Consider the following 25,638-nt stretch of genomic DNA (forward strand, 5'->3'; position numbering starts at 1 on the left):
GCTCACCCGTGGGAGACAGCTGCCGAGGCATGGTCGGCCCAGACCTGCCCCTGGTCGACGGGGGCATCGTTGACGATGAGCCCCTCCACCAGGACGCGACCATCGGGGGTACGCACCCAACCCGACAGGGACGCCACCCCGGTGAGTGTGCCGGTCTTGGCGTGCACGAGGCCACGGGCGGGTTTCGTCTCCGGCTGGTCGTAGCGGTACGACAGCCCACCGGTGACCCCGGAGATCGGCACACCGTCGAGCATGGGCTGCATGGCTGGCGTGGCGAGCACCTTCGTCCACACCGTGGCCAGCATCCTGGGACTCACCCGGTTGGAGCGGCTCAGGCCGCTGGCGTCGTCGATGACGGCACCGTCCTGCCAGGCACCGAATTCCTTGAGCTTGGCCTGTAGGGCCGCCCGCACCCCGGCAGGATCGGGTTTGCCACCCGTTGCCAGGGCCAACTGGCGGCCCATGACCTCGGTGGCGGAGTTGTCGGAGTGCAGCAGGGCACGGTTGATGATCTCCTCCAGCGGGGCCGAGCGCACCTCGGCGATCTTCGCACCGCTGCCCTTGGTGCGAGCCGGTTTGCCGGTGACCTTGATGCCATTGGCCTTGAGTTGGTCGGCGAACGTCGTCGCAGCCTGGTCGGCCGGGTTGCCGACTCGCACACCGATGGCCGGGTCCACTCCTTCGTCCACCCACAGTGACGTGATCGTCGTCACCTGGTCGGCGTAGTCCTTGGGCCAGGACGGGTGCCAGGTGGCTCCCCCGAACAGGGAATCGTCGTAGGAGAGCGTCACCGACGTCGTCCCGGCCTTCCTCAGCGCCGCCGCGGTACGTCTGGCAAGCTGCTCGGTGGAGGCCCAGGGGCCGCCATCCTCACCCGGGGAGCGCTTGAGATAGGGGTCTCCCCCACCCACCAGGACGATCTTTCCGGGGGCCGGGCTGACGACGGTGGTGGTGAATCGCGTGCCGGCGTCGCGCACGCTGAGCATGCTCGCCATGGTGACGACCTTGAGGTTGGAGGCCGGCATGAGCAGGGTGTCGTCACCGGCGGCATAGAGCTCCTTGCCGCTGGCAGGGTCGACGACGGCTGCTGCCGTGTGCCCCGGCTTTCCCTTGATGGCGGTGAGTCGCTTGGCCAGGGCAGCAGTGTCGGTGTGCCCGTCAGCCTTCTCGACGGGGGCTGCGTCAATGACGCCGTGCTTCTGAGTGGTTCTGGGCTTCTGGGCGGTTCCGGTGGCCTCCTCCGAGTCTTTCGTCCCATCTGCCGGGACGGCATCGGCACCCGATGGGAGGTGCCGAGAGGCACCCCGTGTGTCCTCGGTGGGCAATTGATTCGGGACGGGCATAGAATGTGCGCAGGTAGCGGTTCCTGAGCCTGTCAGTGCTACGGCAACCAGCAACACCAACAACTTCAGGGGTTGGCCTGCGCGCCGTCGTTGACGTGTGTGTGTCACGTAGAGCCTCCTGAAAACTGCAATACAGTGTGCGCCAGTTCGCACGTCTGAGACAAGAGAGGGTCGACTGTGACCGACGATTTCATGAACATCTTCACGTCTGGCATGCCCGATGCCATGACCTTCGACGTGACGATCGAGATCCCCCGCGGCACCAAGAACAAGTACGAGATGGATCACGAAACCGGTCGGATCCGTTTGGATCGTACCTTGTTCACCTCCACCCAGTACCCCTACGACTATGGATTCATCGAGGGAACCCTGGGTGAGGACGGTGATCCGCTCGATGCCCTGGTGCTGCTGCCCGAGCCGACCTTCCCCGGCTGCCTCATCGAGTGCCGTGCCCTGGCAATGTTCCAGATGCAGGACGAGAATGGCGGTGACGACAAGGTGTTGTGCGTACCGGCCGCGGATCGTCGCCGGGACGGCCTCATCGACATCGACGACGTGTCGAACCTCACCCTCATGGAGATCGAGCACTTCTTCACCGTCTACAAGGATCTGGAACCTGGAAAATCGGTGGAGGGCGCCACGTGGACCGATCGGGCGGAGGCCGAGGCCGAGATCAAGGCATCGACCGAGCGTGCCAAGGGCACACCGTACGAGCATCACAACGTGAACCTGGCCTGAGTTCCCCCACGGCAGCCTGAGCCTAATACGGTGGCCTGTGACCTCATGCGGCACAGCTTGAGCCCCGTGCAGCAGCCTGATCCCACGGGGCAATGAGGGGAGTTGGTGGCAGTCTCACCACCAGCTCTCCTGTCTGCATGTCCACTGCCCAGCACGCCTGCACCGGCCACCCCATCGCTGTCGTTCCCGGCGACGCTCCGTGGAGCGGTGACGGCAGCGCTGGGCACCCTGACCAGAAGGTGACCACTGGCACCAGAACCTGGCTGGTGGGTCCACCGTGAGATGGGTGGGCACGGCCCAGGTGAGGTGACTCCCCCACGTACCACGCCTCGGAGGCTCACCTCAAGAGGGTGTACCCGCTCACCTGATGAGGGCGTACCCACCGGCGGCCACGGCGAGGCACGTCAGGGCCATGCCCACGGCATTGAGCAGTCCAGCCCACACATGACGTCCGGACAGCAACCGCACCGTCTCCACACTGGCAGTGGAGAACGTGGTGAATCCGCCGAGGAAACCAGTACCGAGAATCACCTTGAGATCGGGGTTCGCCCCGTTGACGACGCCCGCCGTCAACGCTCCCAGGACGACCGAGCCGAGCAGGTTGACCACCCACGTCGCCCACGGCATCAGCGTCCTGGCCAAGCCCCGAATCCAGCCGTCCAAGGCAAACCGGCACATGGCACCAAGACCACCCAGAACAGTCATGAGCACGATCGTCACCGCTGACCCCCTCGCAGAGGATGCTGGTCACGAGCCCCGTTCGGACCCTCATTCGACTCGTCCTGTGAGTGTCGACTCGGCGTGGAGTGGGCAGGCAGGTGACTTGAGGACTCATCGGGGCGCGTCGAAGCGCGATGTCGTCCGCGAGCTGATGCCTCATGGCGGGACGCCGTCCCCACGGTCCGAGCCGCCATGTGGACGCCAACCCATGCCGCCAGCACACCTGCGACGACGCTCACGGCAAGGTAGCTCGCTGCCAGAACGGGACGGTCGCGTCCCAGCAGAACTGTCTCGGTCGCCAGACTGGAGTAGGTGGTGAAGGAACCGCAGAATCCGGTGCCCAGGCACAGTCGCACGAGCCGCCGCCATCCCTCATCGGGCCCGGACCGCGCAAGTCCTTCCAGCAGCCATCCCAGGGCCAGGCATCCCACGAGGTTGACCGTGAACGTGCCCATCGGCCAGTCCCCTGCGTCACCGATGGCAGCGCCGACCCCCCACCGGGCAAGCGTCCCCAGACATCCCCCGAGGAAGACGAGCAGCAGGTACCGCCATTGCCGATGCATCTCGACGGTTCGGGGAGCGACGGGACCCGCAGCAACCTTCGCGACATCGCCTGCTGAATCGGCGGGGACGGTCATGACGCAGCTCCTGACACTGGACGTAGGACGGCGGGGGATGGCGTGGGACAATAGGGGGCCGGGAAGGCCCCGACCAGGACGAGGACCGGCACACTCGCAGTTGAATGCTACTCGTGACACAATTCGTCCGTGCAATCCTGCTTGGTCCTGGTAGCCCCGTCCGCCAACCACGTCTACGCCAATCAGGCTCCGCGTCTGGCGGCAGCCGAGTTGGCACTGTGCTGTCCACAGGTGCGTGGCGCCGAGCCGATCGTGCTCGCCGGGGTGGAGTACATCGCACTGGAGATCGACGACGCCGAGCAACCACTGGCCCCGGCCATCCTGCGGGCCGTCTCGCGGGCATCGGCCACTCTGGCGGCCTTCCAGCGGGAGGGCGAGCTGCTGCGTCCCATCGAGCTTCCCACCACCCATGTGCTGGATGAGGATCTGGTGACGATCCCCAAGTACCGCGGCAAGACCAACGAGCAGTTCACCCGACTGCTGCTCAACGTCACCCTGGCCGGACTCTCCGGGGCGGCCGCAGCACGGCGTGACCAGGGGGCGCGGCTGGCGGTCCTCGATCCGATGGCCGGGCGCGGCACCACCCTGCAGGAGGCCTGGCTGGCCGGGCACAACGGTTACGGGGTGGAGCTGGACGTCAAGGCCGTCGAGGCACTGGCCGCCCACATGACGACGTGGCTGCGTCACAAGCGTCTCAAACACACCTCACGAACCCACCCCGTCCGTCGGGACGGTCGGGTGTTGGGAAAGAAGTACGAGGCCGAACTGCGCCTGCCCAGTTCCGAACCACTGGAGATGGGCGTGTTCACCGGGGACACCCGCGACAGCGCCAAGCTCTGGGGGCGCAGAAAGTTCGACGCCGTCGTCGTTGACGCCCCCTACGGAGTGGTGCACGCAGCGACGTCCCGTCCTGCTGCGAAGGGGCCAGATGCCAAGGGCGGTGGGAAGGGGACCACCGCCGACAAGCGGCACGGTGGCCGTGACGGACGTTCCTCGGGTCGGGACCGCTCACCCGCCCAGCTGCTCAGCGAGTCGATCAGTGTGTGGGCCAGCCAGCTGCGCTCCGGCGGGGCCATGGGGATCTCGTGGAACACGTTCGGCCTGGCACGGGAGGATCTGCTCGCCATGATGGCCGACGCTGGGCTGCAGCCGCTGGACGACGATCTGCACCGCAAGCTGGACCACCGGGTCGACTCGTCGATTCATCGTGACGTGGCAGTAGCCGTGAAGGCCACGGCCTGACGCCCCAGGATCCTGCCCGCACGACTCCTGCCCCGAATGGTGCTGCGCCACCGGGCACGTGCCGACCATGTCGCGACCAGCACAGCGACTGCTGGGAGGCACCCGCCACACGATCACTGACACCAGCCGGGTGAGTGCCGGTCCTTCGTGCCGTGTCTCGAACAGCCCATGTGGCTGGTCGGCAGGGGTGCCACAATGATCTCATGCACACCCTCTTGCTGATGCGCCATGCCCAGGCCGCTCCGATGGCAGCCACCGATCACGACCGTCCTCTCACGGCCTATGGTCGGCGTCAGGCCCACGAGATGGGGCTCCAACTTGCCGATCGCAGGATCGATCTCGCCATGGTCTCCAGCGCCCGACGCACCCAGCAGACCTTCGAGGAGCTGGAGGTGGACTGTCGCGTGGAGACCATGCGTGTGCTGTACGGCTGCACGGTGCCCACCATGCGGCAGCGAATCTCCGAGTCATTGGATGACGAGGTGAACACCTTGCTCGTCATCGCACACTCCCCGGCGATCCCGCAGTTGGCAGCACAGCTGTCCGCAGACCCGACGGACAGCCAGGGGCAGCCCATGCTGTGTCACTACCCGCCGGCAACCCTCACCGAGATCGCGGTGGACGGACCGTGGCGCGAGATCTCCGAGGAGTTCGCGACCAACACGTCACTGCGCGGGGTGTGGGAACCGCCGATGTGAGGCTCATCGCCTCACCCTGCCGATTCCAGATCCCGTTGGCTCAACGCTGCACGTAGACGGCGATGGTGCGCCCACCGGTGCACGTGACGAGTTCGTCGCCGGTGCAGGTGAGATCGTAACTGCGGTTCGAGGCGGGGCTGAACACCGTCATGTGGACCGTTCCGTGCGAGTGCGGCGGGAGCTGGGAGGCAGCGGCACGGGCCAGCTGGCAGGAGGCGCTGCCATCGCCCCAGACCGAGTCATCGCACTGACGCGCCGTCTCGGGGACGCTGGAGCCGCTGGGAGTGGGGCTCGGGGTGGCCGATGTCGTGGGTGTGTTGGACTCCTGCGTGGGCGTCGGGGAGGGAGAACTGCTCGATTCCTCGGCGCTCGATTCCTCGGCACTGGGGCTTGCAGAGGCAGCGGAGCTCGCAGAAGCAGTGGCCGATGGGCTGGAGGTCGGTGCGGGCGAGGACGCGACAGCAGGCGCGTTCGAGGTCGGGGCGCCGATATCTGGCCCGGAACGCAGCAAGGCCCACACGACGACGATGAGCAGCAGGACTGCACTCGCCAGAACAATGGCAGCGATGGCGGGGGCGGAGAGCCGGTGCTGTTCCTCGACATCGTCAACCTGGTCCTGCGTCGTGGACTCGTCGGCGGGAGGGGTGAAGCGCACCGGATCGGACTTCTGGGTGGCGAACACCGCGCTGTGTTCTGCCTCCGGGTCACGGAACCAGTCGTTGGGAAGATCCGGAATACGCTGCGTGGGGACATTGGGCGTCGAGGCGGGGGGTGTGGTGGGGGTGAGCACTCGGGTCTCGTCCCCGGGGGACACCGGCTCGCGAAGAACACGAGAGGTGGTCTCACTGAGATCGGGGGCAGGGTCGACGTCGTCCCCTTGGGCGGTGTCTGTCCGGGCAGCATCGTCGAACTGGGACGTGTCGCGCCTCGGGGGGCGACTGCCCGGCTGTGCGGACGTGTCGGAGTTTCCTCTCGCAGCTGCGGGGCGGTTGATGGCTCTGCGATCCATCTCGACCGTGGCGTCGGCGTCGAAGTGGGACGACTCGTCCTTGACCGGACGGACGCCGTCCGCACCGCCGTGCAGGGAACGCTCCAGGGATGGATCCGTCATACGTATTGCGCCGGGCAGACGAAGATCAAGGTTGCACCTTGGGCACGTCGTGTCCCGGGCCTGTACTGCAGACCCGCACCGCGCACAGAACATTCACACCTCCGTAGCCTTCCCGGCGCTGACCCTTGCGTCGCCGGGCGTCACCAAGGATATGTGATATCGCAGAATCAGTGTTCCGACGACTTGGCCACGTCGAGAATGGCTGACGTTGCAGCATCGGCACTGCGCACTGCACCTTCCATGTAGCCATTGAAGGTGGACGCGTACTCAGCACCAGCGAAGTACATGGACCCCAGTGGTTGGCCAATGACAGGGCCTGCTGCAGTCCACAATCCGGGCGCGAAGTGGGCGGCATGGCAGCCCTGGGTGTACTTCTCGGCCAGCCAGTCCCGATCGACGTAGTCGACTGGCTTTCGCGGTGCTGGGCCGAAGGCCCTCTCGATGGCCTCCTCGAAGATCCGTTGCCGCAGCGACACCGACAATTTTCCGTATCCGGAGGCTTCCCCACCCTCGAAGAAGCCCAGCAGGATGCCGTGATGCTCATCGTCAGAGGTGTCGAAGGTGATGCGCATGGCACCCTCGTTCCAACTCATCTGTCCAGAGAGCCCGCGATCCCGCCACCACGGCTCGTCGTAGACCAGAAACGCCTTGATGACGTTGCCGGCCGGGATCTTGTCGGCCATGTCGTAGCGTTCGGCCGGAAGGTCGGGCTCGAAGTCAATCGTCTTGAGCAACCGGGGCGGGGTGGTGAGGACGAGCGAGCTGCCCTCGAATCGGTCGCCCCCTTCGCAGGTGACGATGACATGCCCCTCGGCGTGTTCCACCCGCGTCACTGGGGTGGAGAGACGAATACGATCACCGAGGCCACAAGCCATCTCATCGGTCAGTTGCGCCAACCCACCCACGACTCGGGCCTGGCGTACCCCACCGCTGGTGACGACGTAGGACTCGAGATCGACGCCAGTACTCACCCGCTGCAGGGCGTCCTCCAAGGTGGTGATCTCGGGGTGGATCCCCAAGGCCTTCTCGACCAGCCGGGCAAAGTACCTGCGGCCACCCTCGGTACGCAGATTGACGTCCTGCCACTGCTGGAGGCTCTGCCCGAGCCACCGATCGTTGGCAGCAGCCCAGGTGGGATTGTCGGTCACCTTGCGAGCCAACCGGCGCAGTCGGAGCAGCGCCTGACCCAGGTCGGAGAACTCGAATGGGCTGAGGTCGTCCTGGGCAGCAGGCTGTTCGACATGAATCTTCTTGGCCTTGCCCCCCAGACGCAGCACCATGTCCCCGCCGCCCGGTTCCACGGTTTGGAGCCCTTGGGCATCGATGAGGGCATGCATCTTCTCGTGCCCGGGTGAGACCCACTGGCCACCCATCTCGACGATGCGGCCATCCTTGAGGGCAATGTTCTCGACCCGGCCACCGACTCGGTCGCGAGCTTCCAGGACGACGATGTTCTTGCCCGCCGCGGACAAGGTGGTGGCGGCTTGCAGCCCGGCAAGGCCAGCTCCAACGATGATGGTGTCGTACATGGCTCTCCTCATGACCCGAAGGTGTCGGACGCGCGTGGACGCGGACTCGGCTGTCACGCAAGTTTATCGATAGCCGCTGCGCACCGGAACCCTGGGATGGGTACCTCTCGAAAAAGCATCATGGAACGACCGCAGGATCGAAGGACATTGAAGATGGAACTGTGCTGGCGACAGATCTGTGCACCCGACGACTCTGAGGTGGAACACGAGCGAGTAAAGGTATGGAGCCGTCGACGGGAATCGAACCCGTGACCTACGCTTTACGAGAGCGTCGCTCTACCATCTGAGCTACGACGGCCTGCCCGAGACGAGTCGGACCGGTCAAACTATACCGACGTTGGCGTCAAACGCGAAAACAACGGCGGCACAGGTCCGTGGCCCATGCAAACGAGAGTGCCACGGCAGCCCAGTACGTCCATTCCAAGATCGAACGCCGTGGCCCATGGGAGGGGGCCCCACCCCTCACAGCATCCCCACGATGGCAACGCATCCAGCCCGCAAACACCCCTACCCGGCAGTCCATCCCGGTATCGTCGGGGCATGACCGTTGATTCAGCGCGGGACAGCGCCAACCACCCCAACTCCGAGGTCGACGTCGTCGCCAATCGCTACTGGGATCGACTGGTGGAGGCCAGCCCCACCCTGGCGACCGACCTGGGTGCCGACGTGCGCCAGGACGAGTACGACGACTTCTCCCCCGCCGGCCTGGAACACACCTGCCAGTTGGCGGCCGACGCCCTGGTCGAGCTGGACCGGGCGACCCCCACCGACGAGGTCGACCGCGTCACCATCGCTGCGATGCGCTCGCTGCTGGGGCTGGAGATCGAGACCCACGACCACGGCTACGACCTGTTGAGCCTCAACGGCATCGAATCCGGTCTGCACGCAATTCGCCGTGTCTACGACGCCATGCCCACCGACACCTCGCAGCAGTGGCACACCATCGCTCGGCGTCTGCATGCGGTGCCCGATGCGGTGAACGGCTGGTTGGAGTCTCAGCGCGCCTCGGCTCGGGCCGGCATGGCCCCAGCACGCCGTCAGGTGGATCTCCTGGTCGAGCAGACCCGCTCCTGGGTGGCTGGCGGTGGGTTCTTCGACAACTACCTGGCCAACGCCACGACCGACCACGCAGAGCTGCCCACCGACATCGGGGACGAGCTGGCTGACGGCATCGCAGTGGCCAAGGAAGCCTTCGGTGGGGCCAGCGAAATCCTGGCAGGCGAGATCGCCGAGCTTGCCACCGACCAGGACGCCGTGGGCATTGACCGGTATCAACTCGCCTCACGTGCCTTCCTGGGATCGGCGATCGACCTCGCCGAGACCTACGAATGGGGCAAGCAGGAGCTCGCTCGCATCGTCGAGCTGCAGCACCAGACGGCCGAGCGCATCAGGCCCGGGGCCAGCGTCGCCGAGGCCATGGCCGTTCTGGACGCCGACCCCGCCTACCAGATCCACGGCACCGACGCCCTGCGCGAGTGGATGCAGTCCAAGGCCGACGAGGCCATGGCGAACCTCGGCGACACCCATGTCGACATTCCCGAACCAGCCCGTCGCGTGGAAGGCATGATCGCCCCCACCCATGACGGCGGCGTCTACTACACCGGACCGTCCGACGACTTCTCCCGTCCGGGCCGAATGTGGTGGGCGGTGCCCGAGGGAGTCACCGGTTTCACGACGTGGCGGGAGCTCACGACCGTGTACCACGAGGGGGTGCCGGGCCATCACCTGCAGATCTCCTCAGCCATCGCCCAGAAGGACACTCTCAACTCGTGGCGGCGGTTTGCCGGCCAGTCCGGTCCTATCGAGGGGTGGGCACTGTACGCCGAGTGGCTCATGGCCGATCTGGGGTACATGGACGATCCGGGCTACTTCATGGGGCTGCTGGACGGGCAGTCCCTGCGTGCAGCTCGCGTCGTGCTCGACATCGGCCTGCACTGCCAGTTCGAGGCCCCTGCCGAGGTCGGCGGTGGTGAATGGACCTGGGACAAGGCCTGGAGGTTCTTCAACAACCACGCCTCCATGGACGAGGCGACAGCACGCTTCGAACTGAACCGGTACTTCGGTTGGCCCGGCCAGGCCCCGGCCTACAAGATCGGTGAGCGCACCTGGCTGCAGACGCGTGCGGACTGCCGCGCCAAGAATCCCGACGGCTTCAGCCTCAAGGACTTCCACACTCGCGCCCTGGCCCTGGGAAGCCTGCCACTGGACCTGCTGCACGACACCGTGGTCGACACCGAACCCATGCCCTGATCGGCGATCATCTGGCTGCCGGTATCGCCAGTACCGTTGGGGAACCGCGCCCGGGTCTGCACGGCCCGGGCTGTCGGATCATTCCCACCTGGTCACCGCGTGCCCTGCCTCGGGGATTCTCACCCGTGTTCCAGGCACAACGTACCGACGTAACCGGTGTCATGGCTGAGCTCGGTACGCACCCGAACGCGTTCGGTGCCGTCGGGACAATCCCCGTTGGGTCCCACGACCGCCCGCACCGTACGGGCACCCTCCTCCTGACACGGCACGACTGGCACCCGTCCATTGTTGACGGTCTCACCGACGACCACGCACTTGCCGTCCCGCTGTTCGAGGTCCTCGTACGTGCGGTGCCGCCATGCCCACTCCAGGGCCAGGATGGCAAGTGCCAGAGCCAACGCAACCGTCGCTCTGACAATTCGCACCCGTGTCATGGCCTCACCTCCGATCGCCAATCCGTGTACCCGACGCATGGTGAGTCTGAAAATCTGGCCCGGTTGGGACGCACAATCTTCTGGCTCGACGCGCTTCGAGCTGTTCCGACAGCCTCACGTGACGTGTGCCACGCGCGTCTACCACGGTAGACGGTGCTCCCAAAAGTGACGACAACGGTGCGGCTCCAGCTCTGGAGTCAACGTGGGCATTTCTGGGCAGGAGCCGTTGTCCAGGGCCAGTGCACGATGGGTGGCGAGAGCACCCCAGAACTGGTTGGCCATCCAGAACCGGTCGTCAGCAGGTCTTTCCGTCCTTGGGGACCGTGCCGTCATTGATGTAGCTGGTGACTGAGTCCTTGAGGCACTGGTTCCCCAGGCTCCAGGCCGAGTGACCTGATCCCTTCCACGTCACCAGGACGGCGGACTCCAGCTGCTGCGCCATCCACTGGGCCTGCTGGTAAGGGGTTGCCGGGTCCCCGGTGACCCCCAGGACGACGATCGGTGCTGCGGCATGGGCCGTCAGTTTGAGCTGGGGTACTGGAGTCGTGCTCCACACCGCGCACACCGGATCGGCTCCCATCGCCTCACCCAGCAGCGGGGCCGTCTTCCTGGCCTCGTCCCAGTCCTGCCGTACCTCACTCATCCCGTCGTCACCGGTGTCCAGGCAGGAGATCGCCGGAAAGGCGTAGGCCGTTGGGTCATACTTGCCGCTCATAGGGTCTCGGCCGTACATGTAGCCTGCGGCTGCATACAGCTGGCTGCCGTCATGGTCGTTGAGGGCAGCGCTGAGCGCCCCGGCCAGCTGCTGGTAGCCCTGCCTGCCCAGGTAGAGGAACAGTGCGATGCCCGTTGCGGCGTCGGTCTCCGACAGCTTGGCCTGTTTGTTCACGGTACGCACCGTGAGACGCCTGCTTCCCAGGTGATCGAGAAAACCCTTGGTCTGGTCGACGATCTGGTCGGGAGTGCCCTTGAGCGGACAATGTGACCGCGGCTGAGCACACCACGTGGCGAACTCGTGGAACGACTTGTCGAAGGCCTCCTGCTGACTCGGTGGTTCCTTGGTCGTGATGTTGACGGCAGAGTCGAGCACCATGCGTCCGACTCGTTGCGGATACAGTTCGGCGTACATCGCTCCCAAGTACGTTCCGTAGGAGACGCCCAGATAGGTGAGCTTCTCATCACCCACCAGGTATCGCAGGTAGTCGAGGTCACGGGCCGAGTCGATGGACGAGACGTGGTCGAGCAGGGCCCCGGAAGCCTGCCGGCACTGCTGGGCGAAGGTTTTGGCGCCCGAGGTGAGCGCATTCCACTCGGCCTGACTGTGTGGGGTGAAATCCAGGGCGTGGAAGGCGTCGGTCTGGGCGTCGGTGCCGCACCGCACCGGAGTGGACTCCCCCGTGCCACGAGGGTCCCATCCGATGACGTCGTAGTCGGCGAACTGGTCAGTCTCGAAGGTGTCGAGCATCTCCTGGCCCGATCCGCCGGGGCCGCCAGGGTTGAGGAAGAGCGTGGCCCCCTGTCCTTTGCCAGACCGATGCCCCTTGCCAGAGCCGTGTGCCTTGTCGGCTGCATGTTTCTTGAGTGCCAGGGTGATCGTCGACCCCTCGGGATGGTCCCAGTCCAGTGGCACCTCGACCTTCGCACAGAACTTGCTGCCGCACGGACGCCATGTGATGCGCTGCGTGAGGAACGAGTGCATCGTCCGACCGCTGGCAGGTTTCATGCCCTGGGGCATGGAACTCGGCACATTCAGCTTCCGACGATCGGGATTGCCGTGGTGATCAATGATCTTGTGCTGATTCGGGTCGAAGGACGCGACTGGTGGATCCGGCTGGCCCAGCGTCGGGGACGGGGCCACCGATGGCGTGCGTACAGCATCCGTGGTGTGCGGCTGCGAGTTGTTCGACGAACCACCGCAGGCAGTCAGTCCCAGGCACAGGCACACACAGATCACTGTGATGATTCGACGGGCGTCACGTCTCATCGTCAAGGTCTCCCGGCAGCTTTCCCGCAGACCGGCCTCAGCGGACAACCCAGCTGGTCTGCGGAGCGGTCCTGCTTCTGTTGGGCGATCTGCTCGGCCGTCGCGGTGAAGTCGTCATAGTAGGGGCTCTCGTAACGCAGGCAGCACATGAGGTGCCCGCACAGCCCGGTGACGGCCATGGGGTTGGAGCCGTGTCCCTGCTGGTTCGCCAGCCGGATCGAGATCGGCTCCACCTCGTTGAGGAACGTGCTGCAGCACAGCTGGTGGCCACACAGCCCGACTCCTCCGACGAGACGTGCAGGGTCGCGGCCGGTGACCTGCCGCAGATCCACTCGACTCGCCAGGGCGCGGGCCAGGTCCGGTACCAGCGCACGGAAATCCACCCGGTGAGCAGTGCGGTAGTACACCGCCACATGGGGAGCGTCACCCTCGACGAGATCGACGGCCAGCACCTGCATGTCAAGACCGTGTGCGGCAATGCGCTTCTTGACGAGCTCGGTCACCTCACTGCGACGCTGTCGGGCAGCGGCTGCGGCATCGAGCTGGGTGGGGCTGGCAAGCCCGGGACACGTGGGCAGGGGCCCGTCAAAGCAGACCTCCTGGGGTCCCCACACGCATCGAGCCACCTCGTCGCCGTCGTCGGTGGGGTACAGCACCCAGTCGCCCAGGTGGACGTCCACCCCATCGGCGGCCAGATGGTGCAGCTGGCCATGCTCGTGGAAGGCGACCGCGATGACTCGTGTCATGGTGGCCGTCAGCCCTTGAGGGCTTTCCTACGATCTCGTACCTTGCGTCGACCGGCGTCGATGGCCCAACCGCCACTGCCCAGGCAGAACAGCAGCAGACCGCAGGTGGTGATGAGCAGCTCGAGCTCACCACGGAATCCCATGTCGTAGAAGAGGTTGAACCGTCCCCAGTGGACGTAGATCAGGGACAGGGCGCCGATGGCTGCCAACGCCAGACCGGTGAATCGGGTGAACCAGCCCAGCAGCAGGGCCACGGCGATGAGGACCTCACCAATGCCGAGCACCCACACCAAGGAGCTGGCATGTGGCAGATTCGCTGCCTCGATGAGGTCGATCGTCGCACCACGATTCGTCAGGTGCTGATAGGCATGCACGCCCATGATGACTGCGAGCACCAAGCGGAACAGGAACAGGCCGATGGAGGCGAATGCCTTGTCCGTGGTGCGTTTGGGCAGTGGTTCGATGACGGGATCCGGCTCCTCGGCGGCCGGTACGGCGCCCAGGGCACGTTCTCGGTCGGCACGCTCACTGGCCCGACGCTCGGCCTCGGCACGGCGCCGAGCCCGCTGCTCGGCGTAGGAGGCGGTTTCGGGATCGGTTCTGGTGTAGGAGCCCAGGGTCTCGGTGCGATCGTGGTCGGCGTCGTCTTGCTGGTAGTCGCCAGCACCACGTGGACGCACGAGGGTGCGTTCCATGTCACCCGCGTCTCCGGCAGGGGAGATCACCCGCGTCTCCTCGGAGTTCGGGTCATCGCGGTACAGATCGTAGGTCGGGGCATCGGATGTGGCCACGGTCTGCTCGGCGTCACCTCGCAGACCCGATTCGGCCTCACGGGTGTCGGGCAGGGCGATGGTCTCGTTGAAATCGTCGACATCAGGCTCGTTGCGGCCACCGGGAAGAACGCGGGTCTCCTCGGCGCCTGGGTCAAAGGAGTCACCAGACGGCCTCTTGACTGCCTTGCTCACGTCAACACCTCACAATTCGTCGGTGGACCGGGGCATCACGTCCCAGTTCCCAATGCACAATCTGACTCATGCACATCCAACTCGCGCACATCTGGCACATGTACAGTCGAGCACTGTGCCACTGTGCCACGGTGAGACCACCGCAAACGACAGTGACACGCGCACGGGGCGACAGATGAACTTCCTGCAGATCATTGTGGACCTGCAGATCGGTGTGGGGCAGATCGGTGCGGGTGAGCCCGCCAGCCGTGGGCAGGTCCAGCACTGCTGGGACGAGCAACACGGCCCCGCAGCTTCTCGTCCACACCACTGATGGCGATGAGCATCGTCTCCACGGCCAGCAGAGGAGCCACATTGGACTCCAACGACTTTCGGGTGTCCAGGATCGCGTCGATCCGGTGCACGGTCTGCGCAGGACTGCTGGAATCGGCCATCTGGTGGATCTGCCGACTGAACTCGGCATTGACGAGCCTGGGGCCCGACAGCGCAGCCTCATCCTCGACAGGCACCGCTGCGGTCTGGACGGCAAGAACATCCCGATAGAACGTGGTCAGCTCGGTGAGGACGCGGTCCAGAGCGTCACGTCGCATTCGTTTCGTGCGCGCCTTCTGCTCACTCTCAAGATCCCTGATGGCTGCCTGGGCATTGCGGGCCCGTGCCCCCTTGGTGTCAAGTCCCAGGGCACGTTCCAGCTTGGCACGTTCCCTGGCGTCGAGCTCGGCAGTGACAGTGCTGACCTCGGCATCGGCATCCTCGTCCAGCCGTCGTGCTGCCTCCAAGCAGTCACCCAGCGTGTGCAGTTCGGTGGGCAGGCTGAGGATCCAGGCACGTCGGTTGCGAGCCTCCTCGTTGCGAGCCAGGGCTCGTGCACGTCCGATGTGCCCCTGTGCGGCACGGGCTGCCGAGGCAGCCAGGGTTGGATCGGCACCGTCGCGACGCACCAACAGGTCGGCAACCGCCGCATCGCGGGGGGTGGCCAGATGCAGTCGTCGACACCGCGAACGAATCGTGATGATGACGTCCTCGGCGGTGGGTGCGCACAGGAGCCACACCGTGCGTGGGGCGGGTTCCTCGATGGCCTTGAGCAGGGCGTCGGCTCCACGCTCGGTGACGCGATCGGCGTCCTCGACGACGATGACCTGACGTCTGCCACGGCTGGGGCTCATCGTTGCCTTGACGACGAGGTCGCGTACCTCCTTGACCGTGATCGACAAGGTCTCGGTACGCACCATCGTCACGTCGGGGTGCGACCCGGCCAGAACGGTACGGCAGGAATTGCACTGCCCACAGCCGCCGTCGTCACACTCCAGGGCGGCGGCAAAGGCCCGGGCGGCGTTGGAACGTCCAGATCCCGGCGGTCCGGTGAGCAGCCAAGCATGGCTCATGGCGTGTGGCTGGGCAGATATGGCCCGGCGCAGCACACGCACCGCGTTCTCCTGACCGACGAGGTCGGCCCACACCCCGGTGAGCAGCTCACTCGACTGGCTGGCAGGATTCGACCGACTTGCCGGGGCCAATCCGGTGCCGGGACTCGTCTGGCTGGCAGCAGTCATGACTCGCCTACCTCGCACGGTCCGGTTGCCTCCGGACGGAGGCGGTCCGCCCCGCCACGATCCGCCCCGCCACGATCCGTCGTACCGGGGGCCTCGATGTCCCTGCCAGCCAGCAGCGACACCCGCTGGAGCACCTGGGCGGCGATCTGTTCAGCCGTCAGCTGTGCGGGGACGACCAGGTACCGGCCGCCGCCACGACGGGCCAACTCCAGGAAGTTGTCCCGCACTCGTCGGTGGAATTCATCGCCGGCAGACTCCATACGGTCCCGGCTGTCCATACGTTCGGCTGCGGTGACCGGATCGACGTCGAGCAGCACTGTGAGATCGGGAACCAGGTCATCGGTCGCCCACCCAGCCAACCGCGCCACCTCGTCGACGCTCAGGGCACGACCCGCTCCTTGGTAGGCAATGGTGGAGTCGACATATCGATCACTGACGACGATCCTGCCCTGTTCGAGGGCCGGTCGAACCACCTCGGCAAGATGCTGTGCCTTGTCAGCGTTGTAGAGCAGGGCCTCTGCCTTGGGGCTGATCTCACCGGAGTCAGGGCTGAGCACGAGGTGACGAATCTGCCCGCCCAACCAGGTGTCTCCCGGTTCACGAGTGGTGAGGACGTCGTGGCCGCACTGCTGCAGTGCAGTGCACAGCAGATTGACCTGGGTGGTCTTGCCGGCTCCGTCACCACCCTCGAAGACGATGAACAGACCTCGGGCGGGGCCAGCACCGCGCCGAACCTCCTGACCGCCATCGGCGTCGCTGCGAGAGACGGCACCGGGATCGGTGCGCTCGTGCGAGGGGATCATGCCTTCACCACCTTGCGCAGTTTGGATCGGAGTTTGGGCCAGTCATCGGCGAATCCAGCTCGCAGCCGCCGTTGCACGACGATTCTGCGTTCCGTCTCTCGTCCTGCCTCGTAGGCAGCCATGGGGGTCATGTGGGAGATGTCATTGGGGGTGGGGGAATCGATGACCGATCCGGTTCCCGCCATGGCATCGGCGATTCGTCCCAGACGACGCCTAATGCGATGGGCACGTCTGTTGCGTGGCATCACCTGGGCCACGTTCATGGCGTGGTACACGGCACGTCTGGCTCGCTGCCAGGTGCGATCGTCGTCAATCGTCAACTGGGAGCAGCGTTGCATGACGGCTTCCACTGCCTTGTCGAGTTGGGCGTCGAGCAGCTCCTGGACCGGTTGGGCAGGATCGACGACCAGGCGCGGGCCGCGGGCAGCCACCACCAGGAAGTCCAGCATCCGGAAATAACTCTCTGGCAGGAGGTGGACGCTCACCTCGTCAGGGTTGAGCTGCAGCAAGGGCTCCACCCTCGTCTCCAGCTCCTCGGCCCACTGCGGGTCGAGGATTCCCGACAGGCCGTCAACGGTCTGCTGCAGATTGACGATCTGGGAGAGCAGGCCGTCGATGGGGCCGTGCAGTTCGTCGTGGATCCCCGCGCCATCAGCGGTGTCGACCGGATCGGATCCCAGGCCGAGCAATTCGTCATCCCGGCGAGCGCCCAACGCCGTGGCAGCCTCGCCATGATGCGTCGGATGATCGCCGAAATCCATCCCCTGACTACGCGCAGACAGGTCCGACTCGACGATCCGTCGCAGACAGGTGTGCAACTCGTCGGAGACGAAGGCGTCGATCTTGGTGGCGATGTGGCGTGGTGGCAAGGGGTAGTCCGACAGCACCCCGGCCCCAGCCCCGAGATGTTCGATGACCGAAGGGTGGGACTGCACCGGAGTGCCTCCCAGGGCAAGGATCCGGTTGGTCACCCACTCGTGCTGGGCAGCTGTCGGATCGACCTGAGGGGTGATGGTGATCTCCCGTACCCGGCTGGTCGTCACCCCGGACTGTGTGACGGTGATGCGGTCATCGCGAATGATCGCCGTCGTCTCGTCGTGGTCGTCCTTCATGGCCAGTTCGACACGCTGGCAGGTGAGTGCGGCCACCGGGGCCAGTGGTGCTCCCCGGAGGAAGGGTTTGATGAGGCAGCCGTAGTCCCGCGGCAGGTCACCGGCCATCCCCAGGGCGACGGAGTGGTCGGCAGGTAGCCACGGCTGCCAGATCGGGGCATCCATGTACCACTCGCCAATTCCCTCGATGACTCGATGGGCGAGCACGACACCGGCTCGCAGCAGACGGCGATCGGTGGAGTCGAGCAGGGTGATGTCCGAGGTGAAGGAGTAGCTGGTTCCCCGGTCCACCAGGACGTCCAGGCCCAATTCTGGATTGGTCAGAACGGGCCGGTCCGCGGCCCAGGCCAATTCGTAGCGAAGCGGTTCGATGGACCCCATGTCACTCCCTTGATCCACTCGATCTGTCACTGACTGGACGAGCCGGAGGCTGCCGCAGATGTCGTCCTGCTCGTGGCAGGGGTTTTCTTCGACGCCGTGGATCCGGCTGGGCTGGCGGCCGACTTCTGCGCAGAAGATGCCTTGCTCTTCGACGACGCGCTGGAGCCGGTCTTCTTGGTGCTGGTCGAGGTCTTCCTCTTCGTGGTCGTCTTGCGCTTCGTCGTCCTGCGCCGGGTGCTGGGACCCTTGGCGCGTTTCTCGGCCAACAACTCCTGCGCCCGCTCGGGAGTGATCTGGTCGACCGAGTCCTCCTTGCGCAGGGTGGCGTTGGTCTTGCCATCGGTGACGTAGGGGCCGAATCGGCCGTCCTTGACGACGATGGGCAACTTCGAGTTGGGATCCTCACCAAGTTCCCGGAGCGGCGGGTTGGCGGCAGCTCGACCACGCTTCTTGGGCTGGGCGTAGATGGCCAGTGCCTCATCGGTGGTGATGGTGAAGATCTGCTCCTCACTGGTGAGGGAGCGGGAATCCGTACCCTTCTTGAGGTAGGGACCGTAACGTCCGTTCTGTGCGGTGATCTCCACACCCTCGGAGTCGGTGCCGACCACCCGTGGCAGTGACAGCAGCTTGAGCGCCTGCTCCAGGGTGACGGTCTGCAGGTCCATCGACTTGAACAGCGAAGCGGTGCGCGGCTTGACCTTGCCCTTGCCAGACCTTCCCTTGCCAGCCTGGGCGTCGTCGAGCACCTCGGTGACGTAGGGACCGAACCGACCACTCTTGGCGACGATCGGACGGTGCGAGGTCGGGTCCAGGCCTAGTTCGCGCTCCTCGCCGTTGGGAGTGGCCAGCAGCTCGGTGGCGACCTCGACGGTGAGCTCGTCGGGGGGAAGGTCATCGGGCACATTGGCTCGTTTCTCGTCGGTGGTCTCGACGTAGGTGCCGTATCGACCGACGCGCACGACGATCCCGGAGTCGTCGGGCCCCACCGGGAAGGTGCTGAGCTCGCGGGCATTGATGTCACCCAGCTCGGTGACGAGGTCGTGCAGACCCTCGTGACCGTCGGTGGGGTTGAGGGTGTCGTCCTCGGCCGAACCGAAGTAGAACTGCGAGAGGATCGTGACTCGATCAGCGTCACCGCGGGCGATCTCGTCGAGGGTGCCCTCCATCTCGGCGGTGAACTCGTAGTCGACGAGGTTGCCGAAGTGATCCTCCAGCAGCCGGGTGACGGCGAACGCCAACCAGGTGGGCACCAGCGCCTGCCCCTTCTTGAAGACGTAGTCCCGGCTGGTGATGGTACGGATGATCGACGCGTAGGTCGACGGACGGCCGATCTCCAACTCCTCGAGTTTGGCGACCAGACTGGGCTCGGTGTAACGAGCTGGCGGACGGGTGTCGTGGCCAGCGGGTTCCACGGCGCGGCAGGTGAGATCCTGGCCCTCGGTGAGCTGCGGCAGTCGCTTCTGGGCATCGTCGGAGGCACCCTCGTCGACCGACTCGACGTAGGCACGCAGGAACCCCCGGAAGGTGATGGTGCGTCCCGAGGCGGTGAAGGTCGCCTGCGACACGTCCTCGGCTCCTGGCACCGATATGGGAGAGCTGGGGGTGGCGTCGATGGTGACGCTCAGGGTCTCGCCCTTGGCATCGGCCATCTGGGAGGCCAAGGTACGCATCCAGATGAGCTCGTAGAGGCGGAACTGATCGCCCGACAGCCCGGTCTGGGCCGGGGTGCGAAAGTGCTCACCGGCAGGACGGATCGCCTCGTGAGCCTCCTGGGCGTTCTTCATCTTTGAGGTGTAGACCCTCGGCTTGTCAGGCACGTTCTGTTTGCCGTAGAGCTCGATCGCCTGGTTGCGGGCAGCGCTGATCGCCTCATTGGACAGGGCGACCGAGTCGGTACGCATGTAGGTGATGAAGCCACCCTCGTAGAGCTGCTGGGCGACGCGCATCGTCCGGTCCGCGGTGAAACCGAGTTTGCGGCCAGCTTCCTGCTGCATCGTCGTGGTGCGGAACGGGGCGTAGGGACGGCGGGTGTACGGCTTGGCCTCGACGTCGGTGACGGCATATCCGGCCTTCTCCAGCCCGGCGGCGATGGTTCTGGCACTGGACTCGTCAAGATGGCGCAGGTCAGTTGCGGCGAGTTCACCGTGGGAGGTGAAGTCACGTCCTCCGGCAATCCGAACGCCGTCCAGACGCACCAGCCGGGCCGTGAAGTCCTGGCTGTCCTCGGCTGCCAGGGTGGCCGCCATGTTCCAGTAGTTGGCGCTGGTGAAGGCGATACGTTCCCGCTCCCGGTCCACCACGAGCCTGGTGGCGACCGACTGGACGCGTCCGGCCGACAGTTTCGGCTTGACCTTCTTCCACAGCACCGGGGAGACCTCGTAGCCGTAGAGCCGATCGAGAATACGTCTGGTCTCCTGGGCGTTGACAAGGTCGTCGTCGAGTTCCCGAGTGTCCTCGACGGCCTCGAGGATGGCTTTCTCGGTGATCTCGTTGAAGACCATCCGCTTCACCGGCACCTTGGGTTTGAGCTCGTCGAGCAGGTGCCAGGCGATTGCCTCTCCCTCACGGTCACCATCGGTGGCGAGGTAGAGCTCGTCGGCCTCCTTGAGCAGCCCCTTGAGCTCCCGAATCGTCGACTTCTTCTCCGTGGGCACGACGTAGATCGGTGCGAACTCGTGATCGATGTCCACACCAGTGCGCGCCCACGGCTGCCCCTTGTACTTCGCCGGAACCTGGGACGAGCTCGTCGGGAGGTCACGGATGTGCCCCTGGCTGGCCCGCACGACGTACTTGGGTCCCAGATATCCGCCAATCATCGTCGCCTTGTGGGGAGACTCAACGATGACAAGGCTCTTGGTGGCTGCCATACCTGACTTCCATCTCCTAGCTCGACAACTGCAAGGGGACCGAACACCTCGCCCGGCTCTCGCAATACCCTGTGGTGACCATACCTGCTGGCTCGGAAAACTGCGTCACACGACACGTCGGTGACATCTGCGGGAGCTGTGCCCACACAGCCCACGAGGTGGAAGTTCGCTGCCCCCGTCCAGCGACATGTCGTCACCTGACATCGTGAGCCACGAGCACCACAGTGACACGGGCACCACAGTGAGTCGTGGGTGCGGGCAGGATCCAGTTGCTGATGATCCGTGCGGCCTGACGATCCATGCGGCAACGGGTTCTCGTCACGAGAGAAAACCCTCCCGCAGACATTGCCGTACCAGTGGCAGGGTCTGCTCGCGCACCTGCTGTGGGGAGTCGCCGAGGATGCTCGCCACGGTGTCGATGAGTACCCCCAACGGCAGTTGCCCGTCGGAGGCTCCCAGCACCCCACCGGAGGCCGTCGCCACCTCCACGGCGCGGCACATCCCCTCCCGCTGACGCAGGACGACGTGCTGCGGATCAGCCGATCCTGGTTGGCCGGTCTGTTCCTGGACCACGTCGTCACGCAGGGTCCATGCGCTGGCGAGCAACTTTTCATCAGGTAGCAGAGCGGCTGACACACCGGGCTGATGGGCTGTGACGGCATCGGCAACGGGCTGGTTGACCTGCCAAGGCCACTGCTCAAAGGACAGGTCCGGGGTGGATCGTCCTGCCATGGTGAGGGTGATCCACCCCATGGACACCCCGGTGATGTGCTGCTGGGCGAAGTAGTCCAACCATGCGTCGTACTTGGGGCGCCACTGCGGCGTTCCATCCAACCCAGCATCGGTGAGCCAGGTCTCGATGTACTGGTGGACGTCGAGATGGTCACGTTCGACGACCCACAGATCGGCACCCGTGCCCTCGACCCAGGTGGCGAGCCTGTCCTGCCAGGGTTGACCGTCCACCTGTGCCCAGTTGGCGAGCACCTGCAGAGCGCCTCCCTCGTTGAGGCGGGCTGGTGCACCGCGAACCACCGATTCGACGAGCGCGTCACCCTCGAGTCCACCGTCACGGTAGACCAGTCGAGCACCATGTTCCTCTGGCGGACTCATGACGTAGGGCGGGTTGGAGACGATGAGATCGAAGCGAGTGTCAATGGGCTCGTAGAGCGACCCGGATCGCAGATCGACCCGATCCTCCACACCGCTGAATTGCGTTGACAGCGCGGCCATCTGCAGTGCCCGGGGATTGACGTCCGTGGCCACGACGCGGTTCGCATGGCCAGCCAGCAGCAGGGACTGCACACCACATCCACAGCCCAGATCCAGAGCAGTGTCCACCGGGGTACGCATCGTCATCTGCGCCAAACTCATCGAGGCTGGGCTGGCGCCCAGGACGTGGTCGGGGCGTGTTGGACGTACGTCGTGGTTCAGTCCGGGGGCATGATCGCAGACAACCCAGCCGGTGGCACCGTCCAGCAGGTCAATGGGGCGCACACTCACCAAGGCCCGGGCCCGGCTCGCCTCGACGCCGAGGATGCCCACCCGGCACAGCTCGTCAACAGGCACCTCGGTCAGCTGACGGATCGGCACGGGCAGGTGCAAATACCACAACCTGATGAACTGGGTCAGCAGATCGTCCCGGGAGCCAAGGGTGTGTTCCGCAGCCACACCGACGCCGCGCTCCAAGCCTTTGCGGCCAGCCTCCCCCACTGCCGAGGCGACTCCCGCGCGGGTGTAGTCGTTATCGATGAACAGGTGACGCAGTGCTGCCGCCTGGTTCTCCTCAAGCATCATCGTCATGGTCACATCCTGCCCTTTCCGCTCGCACACTCCCCGCGTCACCTCGTACCTTCTCCAGCAGGTGTCCCCTGCCGGCGCGCAGGTTTCCTCTGGCCACCTGCCGTCCTTCCCTCGCCGCTGGTTTCGCCTCAACTCGTCATTTCTTCCCATTGTGTACGCCCATGGTTTCGCAGGATTGGCTCTGCCGTCAGCGCCCTGTCGTCAGCACTGTACGGCTCGGCCTCACCCGGTCCCGACGACCACGACCCAGGTGCCTGCCCCTCATCGTTCACCACGTGGCATGCTTGCAGGGATGACTGGCTCCCCCATCCCTGACCCTGTTCGTACCAGCGGTGGCTCCTGCGACGCCGTCAATCCGCTGGTGGCCCAGGCACCCCAGACCGTCCACGTCGACCATCGTCAGGAGCGCAGTGCGGTACTGGCTCCCTGGCCTGCCTGGTTTCCCCACCAGTACCGAGAAAAACTCCAAGAACACGGTATCTCCACTCCGTGGCTCCACCAGGTGAAGCTTGCCTGCCTGGCCCAGGCAGGCAAGGACTGCGCCATCTGCACCTCGACGGCCTCCGGCAAGACGCTTGCCTATCTCATGGCCGTCATGGCAGCCACTGCCTGCGATCCGCCAGTGTGTCCAGATCGTGCCCATCCGCTACCGGCTCGGCACTCGGAGTCCCTGAGGAGCAGATCCACCGAGCTTGCCACGTCCCTGCACACCAGGCAGCGGCACAGCGCCTTGTACCTGGCACCGACGAAAGCCCTGGCCCATGACCAGTTGCGGGTGTGCCGGGAGCTGGGCCCGCAGGACTGGGCGGTGACCACACTGGACGGCGACTCCGAACGAGCCGAACGCAGGTTTGCCCGGGAAGCTGCACACTACGTCCTCACCAACCCCGACATGCTGCACAAGGCCGTCCTGCCCAACCACTCCTGGTGGTCTGGGCTGCTTGGTTCGTTGGAGTACGTCGTCATCGACGAGGCACACCGCTATCGCGGGGTCTTCGGCGCCCATGTGGCCCAGGTGCTGCGTCGTCTGCGTCGACTGTGCCGCATGTACGGATCCGACCCGGTCTTCATCCTCTCCAGTGCCACCTCGACGAACACTGCTCAGGCCGGTGCCGCACTCATCGGCGTGGAGCACGTCGAAGTCGTTGACGAGGATTCCTCTCCCCAGCCAGCCAGGGACGTCGTGCTGTGGCAACCCGAACAGTCCTTGAGCGAGGATGCGGCAGCCTTGGTGGCACGGTTGGTGGATCAGGGTTGTCAGACGATCTGCTTCGTGCAGTCCCGCACCGTGGCCGAGGTGGTCGCGGTGCACGCCCAGGATCAGGTGACCACCGGCGGCGTCGTCGCCGCGTACCGCTCGGGATACCTGCCCCAGGAACGTCGCGATCTTGAGGCCGGGCTGCAGTCGGGCCGGGTCAACGCCGTGATCGCGACGAACGCCCTGGAGTTGGGGGTGGACATCTCTGGAATGGATGCCGTGGTCATTGCCGGGTACCCGGGACGTCTGTCGGCGTTCTGGCAACAGGCCGGACGCGCTGGGCGGTCGGGGCGCCGATCCACCGTCGTCCTCATGGCCAGGGAAAACCCGCTGGATCAGTACTTGGTGCAACACCCTGAGCTCATCTTCTCCTCCAGTGTCGAGACGACGGTGCTGCATCCGGACAACCCTTACGTCATGGGCCCACATCTGGCTGCTGCGGCCCAGGAGGCATTCCTGCAGCCAGCCGACGAGGCGGTTTACGGCCCGTCCCTGGCCCAGGTGGAGTCGATGCTGGTGCGGCAGAAGGTGCTGCGGCAACGCGGTGAACGGCTGTACTGGACACGTCTGGACCGAGCTGTGGACGCGATTGACCTGCGTTCGATGGGCGGCCACGGCGTTGATGTCATCGATTCGCTCACCGGACGGGTGGTCGGTGTCGTGGATCAGGCTGCGGCTGATCGCACTGTCCATCCGGGAGCGGTGTACCTGCACCAGGGAGATCAGTGGCTCGTCGACGAGTACCGCCCGCAAGAGCACTGTGCCCTGGTGCACCGTGACCTTCCCGGCTTCTGGACCATGCCGCAGTCGGCCTCCAGCGTACGGATCGTCCGTGAGGATGCTCGTCAACCGTTCGGGCCGGGATATGTCGCCACCGGGCAGGTGGAGCTCACCAGCCAGGTGTTGGGGTACCTGCGTCGTGACGAGGTCACCAATGAGGTGTGGGACTCCATCGCCCTCACCATGGACAGTCACACCATGACGACGAGTGGAACGTGGTGGGTGATTCCCGATGGCGTGGTGGACGAGCTCGGACTCGACGCCGTGAAACTGGCTGGGGCCGCACACGGGGTGGAGCATGCGGCCATTGGGATGTTGCCGATGCTCGTGCCCTGTGACCGATGGGACGTCGGTGGGGTCTCCACGACGTCGCTGCCTGACACCGGGGCATGCACGATCGTCATCCATGACGGTCAGAGCGGTGGCGCAGGTTTTGCTGCAGCCGGCTACGACCGGGCTGAGCAGTGGTGGCACACCACTGCGTCGAGGTTGACTGAGTGCCGTTGTGAGGCTGGATGCCCCTCGTGCATCGTCTCGCCCAAGTGCGGCAACTCCAACCAGCAGCTGGACAAGGAATCGGCTCGGCTGCTCGCCTCTCGGATGGATCCGTTGGGCACCCGCAGCGCCAGTTGAGTGCGGCAGGGCATTTTCGCGACGCATCTGGGCCACGCCCGTCCCAACCTCAA

General features: G+C 65.4%; 20 protein-coding genes and 1 tRNA gene. 6 read left to right on the forward strand and 15 right to left on the reverse strand.

The window, feature by feature from the left end:
- Positions 1-2 precede the first annotated feature (2 nt).
- Positions 3-1,343 carry a D-alanyl-D-alanine carboxypeptidase/D-alanyl-D-alanine endopeptidase gene (dacB, locus tag ACP8JZ_RS08255; protein ID WP_323457085.1) on the reverse strand — a complete coding sequence of 447 codons (1,341 nt, stop codon included), beginning with the start codon at positions 1,341-1,343 and terminating at the stop codon, positions 3-5.
- A 177-nt stretch (positions 1,344-1,520) separates the two neighbouring features.
- Here dacB and ACP8JZ_RS08260 point away from each other — a divergent pair, with 177 nt between their 5' ends.
- Both ACP8JZ_RS08260 and ACP8JZ_RS08265 read left to right on the forward strand, forming a co-directional pair.
- Complete coding sequence (locus ACP8JZ_RS08260) at positions 1,521-2,081, forward strand: inorganic diphosphatase (RefSeq protein ID WP_021104042.1); 561 nt, start codon at positions 1,521-1,523, stop codon at positions 2,079-2,081.
- A gap of 137 nt (positions 2,082-2,218) precedes the next feature.
- Positions 2,219-2,362, forward strand: a complete 144-nt coding sequence (locus tag ACP8JZ_RS08265) for a hypothetical protein (protein WP_323457084.1) — start codon at positions 2,219-2,221, stop codon at positions 2,360-2,362.
- 79 nt (positions 2,363-2,441) lie between these two features.
- Here ACP8JZ_RS08265 and ACP8JZ_RS08270 read toward each other — a convergent pair whose 3' ends face one another.
- Together ACP8JZ_RS08270 and ACP8JZ_RS08275 are read right to left on the reverse strand one after the other, a co-directional pair.
- The gene (locus ACP8JZ_RS08270) at positions 2,442-2,786 is read right to left on the reverse strand and encodes a fluoride efflux transporter FluC (protein ID WP_051167236.1); all 345 of its coding nucleotides are present in this window, start codon (positions 2,784-2,786) and stop codon (positions 2,442-2,444) included.
- An 11-nt stretch (positions 2,787-2,797) separates the two neighbouring features.
- On the reverse strand, positions 2,798-3,439 hold the full coding sequence (locus ACP8JZ_RS08275) for a fluoride efflux transporter FluC (RefSeq protein ID WP_323457083.1): 642 nt from the start codon (positions 3,437-3,439) through the stop codon (positions 2,798-2,800).
- Positions 3,440-3,568: 129 nt separating this feature from the next.
- On the opposite strand from ACP8JZ_RS08275, the gene ACP8JZ_RS08280 reads away from it, so the two are divergent.
- Together ACP8JZ_RS08280 and ACP8JZ_RS08285 are read left to right on the forward strand one after the other, a co-directional pair.
- Entirely contained in the window at positions 3,569-4,681 is a 1,113-nt protein-coding gene (locus tag ACP8JZ_RS08280) for a TRM11 family SAM-dependent methyltransferase (protein ID WP_484482391.1), read from the forward strand.
- Positions 4,682-4,884: 203 nt separating this feature from the next.
- The gene (locus ACP8JZ_RS08285) at positions 4,885-5,379 is read left to right on the forward strand and encodes a SixA phosphatase family protein (protein WP_316328403.1); all 495 of its coding nucleotides are present in this window, start codon (positions 4,885-4,887) and stop codon (positions 5,377-5,379) included.
- 40 nt (positions 5,380-5,419) lie between these two features.
- Here ACP8JZ_RS08285 and ACP8JZ_RS08290 read toward each other — a convergent pair whose 3' ends face one another.
- The 3 genes from ACP8JZ_RS08290 to ACP8JZ_RS08300 all read right to left on the reverse strand — a co-directional run bounded on the left by ACP8JZ_RS08290 (position 5,420) and on the right by ACP8JZ_RS08300 (position 8,317).
- Positions 5,420-6,490: a hypothetical protein gene (locus ACP8JZ_RS08290; protein WP_484482392.1), complete on the reverse strand. Its 1,071-nt coding sequence runs from the start codon at positions 6,488-6,490 to the stop codon at positions 5,420-5,422.
- A gap of 167 nt (positions 6,491-6,657) precedes the next feature.
- Positions 6,658-8,019, reverse strand: coding sequence for a flavin monoamine oxidase family protein (locus ACP8JZ_RS08295; RefSeq protein ID WP_484482393.1), 1,362 nt, complete (start codon positions 8,017-8,019; stop codon positions 6,658-6,660).
- Between the two features lie 222 nt (positions 8,020-8,241).
- Positions 8,242-8,317 (reverse strand) — tRNA-Thr (locus tag ACP8JZ_RS08300).
- Between the two features lie 242 nt (positions 8,318-8,559).
- On the opposite strand from ACP8JZ_RS08300, the gene ACP8JZ_RS08305 reads away from it, so the two are divergent.
- Positions 8,560-10,269 (forward strand): DUF885 domain-containing protein, encoded by a 1,710-nt coding sequence (locus ACP8JZ_RS08305; RefSeq protein WP_484482394.1) that lies wholly within the window; start codon positions 8,560-8,562, stop codon positions 10,267-10,269.
- 119 nt (positions 10,270-10,388) lie between these two features.
- Here the strand turns inward: ACP8JZ_RS08305 and ACP8JZ_RS08310 are convergent, their stop codons facing one another.
- The 9 genes from ACP8JZ_RS08310 to ACP8JZ_RS08350 all read right to left on the reverse strand — a co-directional run bounded on the left by ACP8JZ_RS08310 (position 10,389) and on the right by ACP8JZ_RS08350 (position 22,914).
- Entirely contained in the window at positions 10,389-10,703 is a 315-nt protein-coding gene (locus ACP8JZ_RS08310; RefSeq protein ID WP_306517354.1) for a hypothetical protein, read from the reverse strand.
- Between the two features lie 295 nt (positions 10,704-10,998).
- The gene (locus ACP8JZ_RS08315) at positions 10,999-12,489 is read right to left on the reverse strand and encodes an alpha/beta hydrolase (protein ID WP_484482831.1); all 1,491 of its coding nucleotides are present in this window, start codon (positions 12,487-12,489) and stop codon (positions 10,999-11,001) included.
- Between the two features lie 200 nt (positions 12,490-12,689).
- Entirely contained in the window at positions 12,690-13,355 is a 666-nt protein-coding gene (ricT, locus tag ACP8JZ_RS08320) for a regulatory iron-sulfur-containing complex subunit RicT (RefSeq protein ID WP_484482832.1), read from the reverse strand.
- Positions 13,356-13,441: 86 nt separating this feature from the next.
- Positions 13,442-14,398: a DoxX family protein gene (locus ACP8JZ_RS08325; RefSeq protein ID WP_306517351.1), complete on the reverse strand. Its 957-nt coding sequence runs from the start codon at positions 14,396-14,398 to the stop codon at positions 13,442-13,444.
- A gap of 191 nt (positions 14,399-14,589) precedes the next feature.
- Positions 14,590-15,870, reverse strand: a complete 1,281-nt coding sequence (locus tag ACP8JZ_RS08330; RefSeq protein WP_484482833.1) for a DNA polymerase III subunit delta' — start codon at positions 15,868-15,870, stop codon at positions 14,590-14,592.
- A 77-nt stretch (positions 15,871-15,947) separates the two neighbouring features.
- Positions 15,948-16,754 carry a dTMP kinase gene (gene tmk, locus ACP8JZ_RS08335; RefSeq protein ID WP_484482396.1) on the reverse strand — a complete coding sequence of 269 codons (807 nt, stop codon included), beginning with the start codon at positions 16,752-16,754 and terminating at the stop codon, positions 15,948-15,950.
- On the reverse strand, positions 16,751-18,247 hold the full coding sequence (locus ACP8JZ_RS08340) for a hypothetical protein (RefSeq protein WP_484482397.1): 1,497 nt from the start codon (positions 18,245-18,247) through the stop codon (positions 16,751-16,753). Before ACP8JZ_RS08340 ends, tmk begins: the two co-directional genes overlap by 4 nt.
- A gap of 26 nt (positions 18,248-18,273) precedes the next feature.
- Positions 18,274-21,114 (reverse strand): type I DNA topoisomerase, encoded by a 2,841-nt coding sequence (gene topA, locus ACP8JZ_RS08345; protein ID WP_484482398.1) that lies wholly within the window; start codon positions 21,112-21,114, stop codon positions 18,274-18,276.
- Positions 21,115-21,432: 318 nt separating this feature from the next.
- Positions 21,433-22,914, reverse strand: coding sequence for a class I SAM-dependent methyltransferase (locus ACP8JZ_RS08350; RefSeq protein WP_323459262.1), 1,482 nt, complete (start codon positions 22,912-22,914; stop codon positions 21,433-21,435).
- 292 nt (positions 22,915-23,206) lie between these two features.
- On the opposite strand from ACP8JZ_RS08350, the gene ACP8JZ_RS08355 reads away from it, so the two are divergent.
- Entirely contained in the window at positions 23,207-25,585 is a 2,379-nt protein-coding gene (locus ACP8JZ_RS08355; protein WP_484482399.1) for a DEAD/DEAH box helicase, read from the forward strand.
- The last annotated feature ends 53 nt before the right edge of the window (positions 25,586-25,638 follow it).

Source organism: Cutibacterium sp. LaCa_286, from assembly GCF_057198075.1.

Coding starts and splice junctions, on each gene's coding strand:
- dacB (WP_323457085.1), bottom strand. CDS start 1,343: ATGCCCGTCCCGAATCAATTGCCCACCGAGGACACACGGGGTGCCTCT.
- ACP8JZ_RS08265 (WP_323457084.1), top strand. CDS start 2,219: ATGTCCACTGCCCAGCACGCCTGCACCGGCCACCCCATCGCTGTCGTT.
- ACP8JZ_RS08270 (WP_051167236.1), bottom strand. CDS start 2,786: ATGACTGTTCTGGGTGGTCTTGGTGCCATGTGCCGGTTTGCCTTGGAC.
- ACP8JZ_RS08275 (WP_323457083.1), bottom strand. CDS start 3,439: ATGACCGTCCCCGCCGATTCAGCAGGCGATGTCGCGAAGGTTGCTGCG.
- ACP8JZ_RS08285 (WP_316328403.1), top strand. CDS start 4,885: ATGCACACCCTCTTGCTGATGCGCCATGCCCAGGCCGCTCCGATGGCA.
- ACP8JZ_RS08290 (WP_484482392.1), bottom strand. CDS start 6,490: ATGACGGATCCATCCCTGGAGCGTTCCCTGCACGGCGGTGCGGACGGC.
- ACP8JZ_RS08295 (WP_484482393.1), bottom strand. CDS start 8,019: ATGTACGACACCATCATCGTTGGAGCTGGCCTTGCCGGGCTGCAAGCC.
- ACP8JZ_RS08305 (WP_484482394.1), top strand. CDS start 8,560: ATGACCGTTGATTCAGCGCGGGACAGCGCCAACCACCCCAACTCCGAG.
- ACP8JZ_RS08310 (WP_306517354.1), bottom strand. CDS start 10,703: ATGACACGGGTGCGAATTGTCAGAGCGACGGTTGCGTTGGCTCTGGCA.
- tmk (WP_484482396.1), bottom strand. CDS start 16,754: ATGATCCCCTCGCACGAGCGCACCGATCCCGGTGCCGTCTCTCGCAGC.
- ACP8JZ_RS08340 (WP_484482397.1), bottom strand. CDS start 18,247: ATGGGGTCCATCGAACCGCTTCGCTACGAATTGGCCTGGGCCGCGGAC.
- topA (WP_484482398.1), bottom strand. CDS start 21,114: ATGGCAGCCACCAAGAGCCTTGTCATCGTTGAGTCTCCCCACAAGGCG.
- ACP8JZ_RS08350 (WP_323459262.1), bottom strand. CDS start 22,914: ATGACGATGATGCTTGAGGAGAACCAGGCGGCAGCACTGCGTCACCTG.
- ACP8JZ_RS08355 (WP_484482399.1), top strand. CDS start 23,207: ATGACTGGCTCCCCCATCCCTGACCCTGTTCGTACCAGCGGTGGCTCC.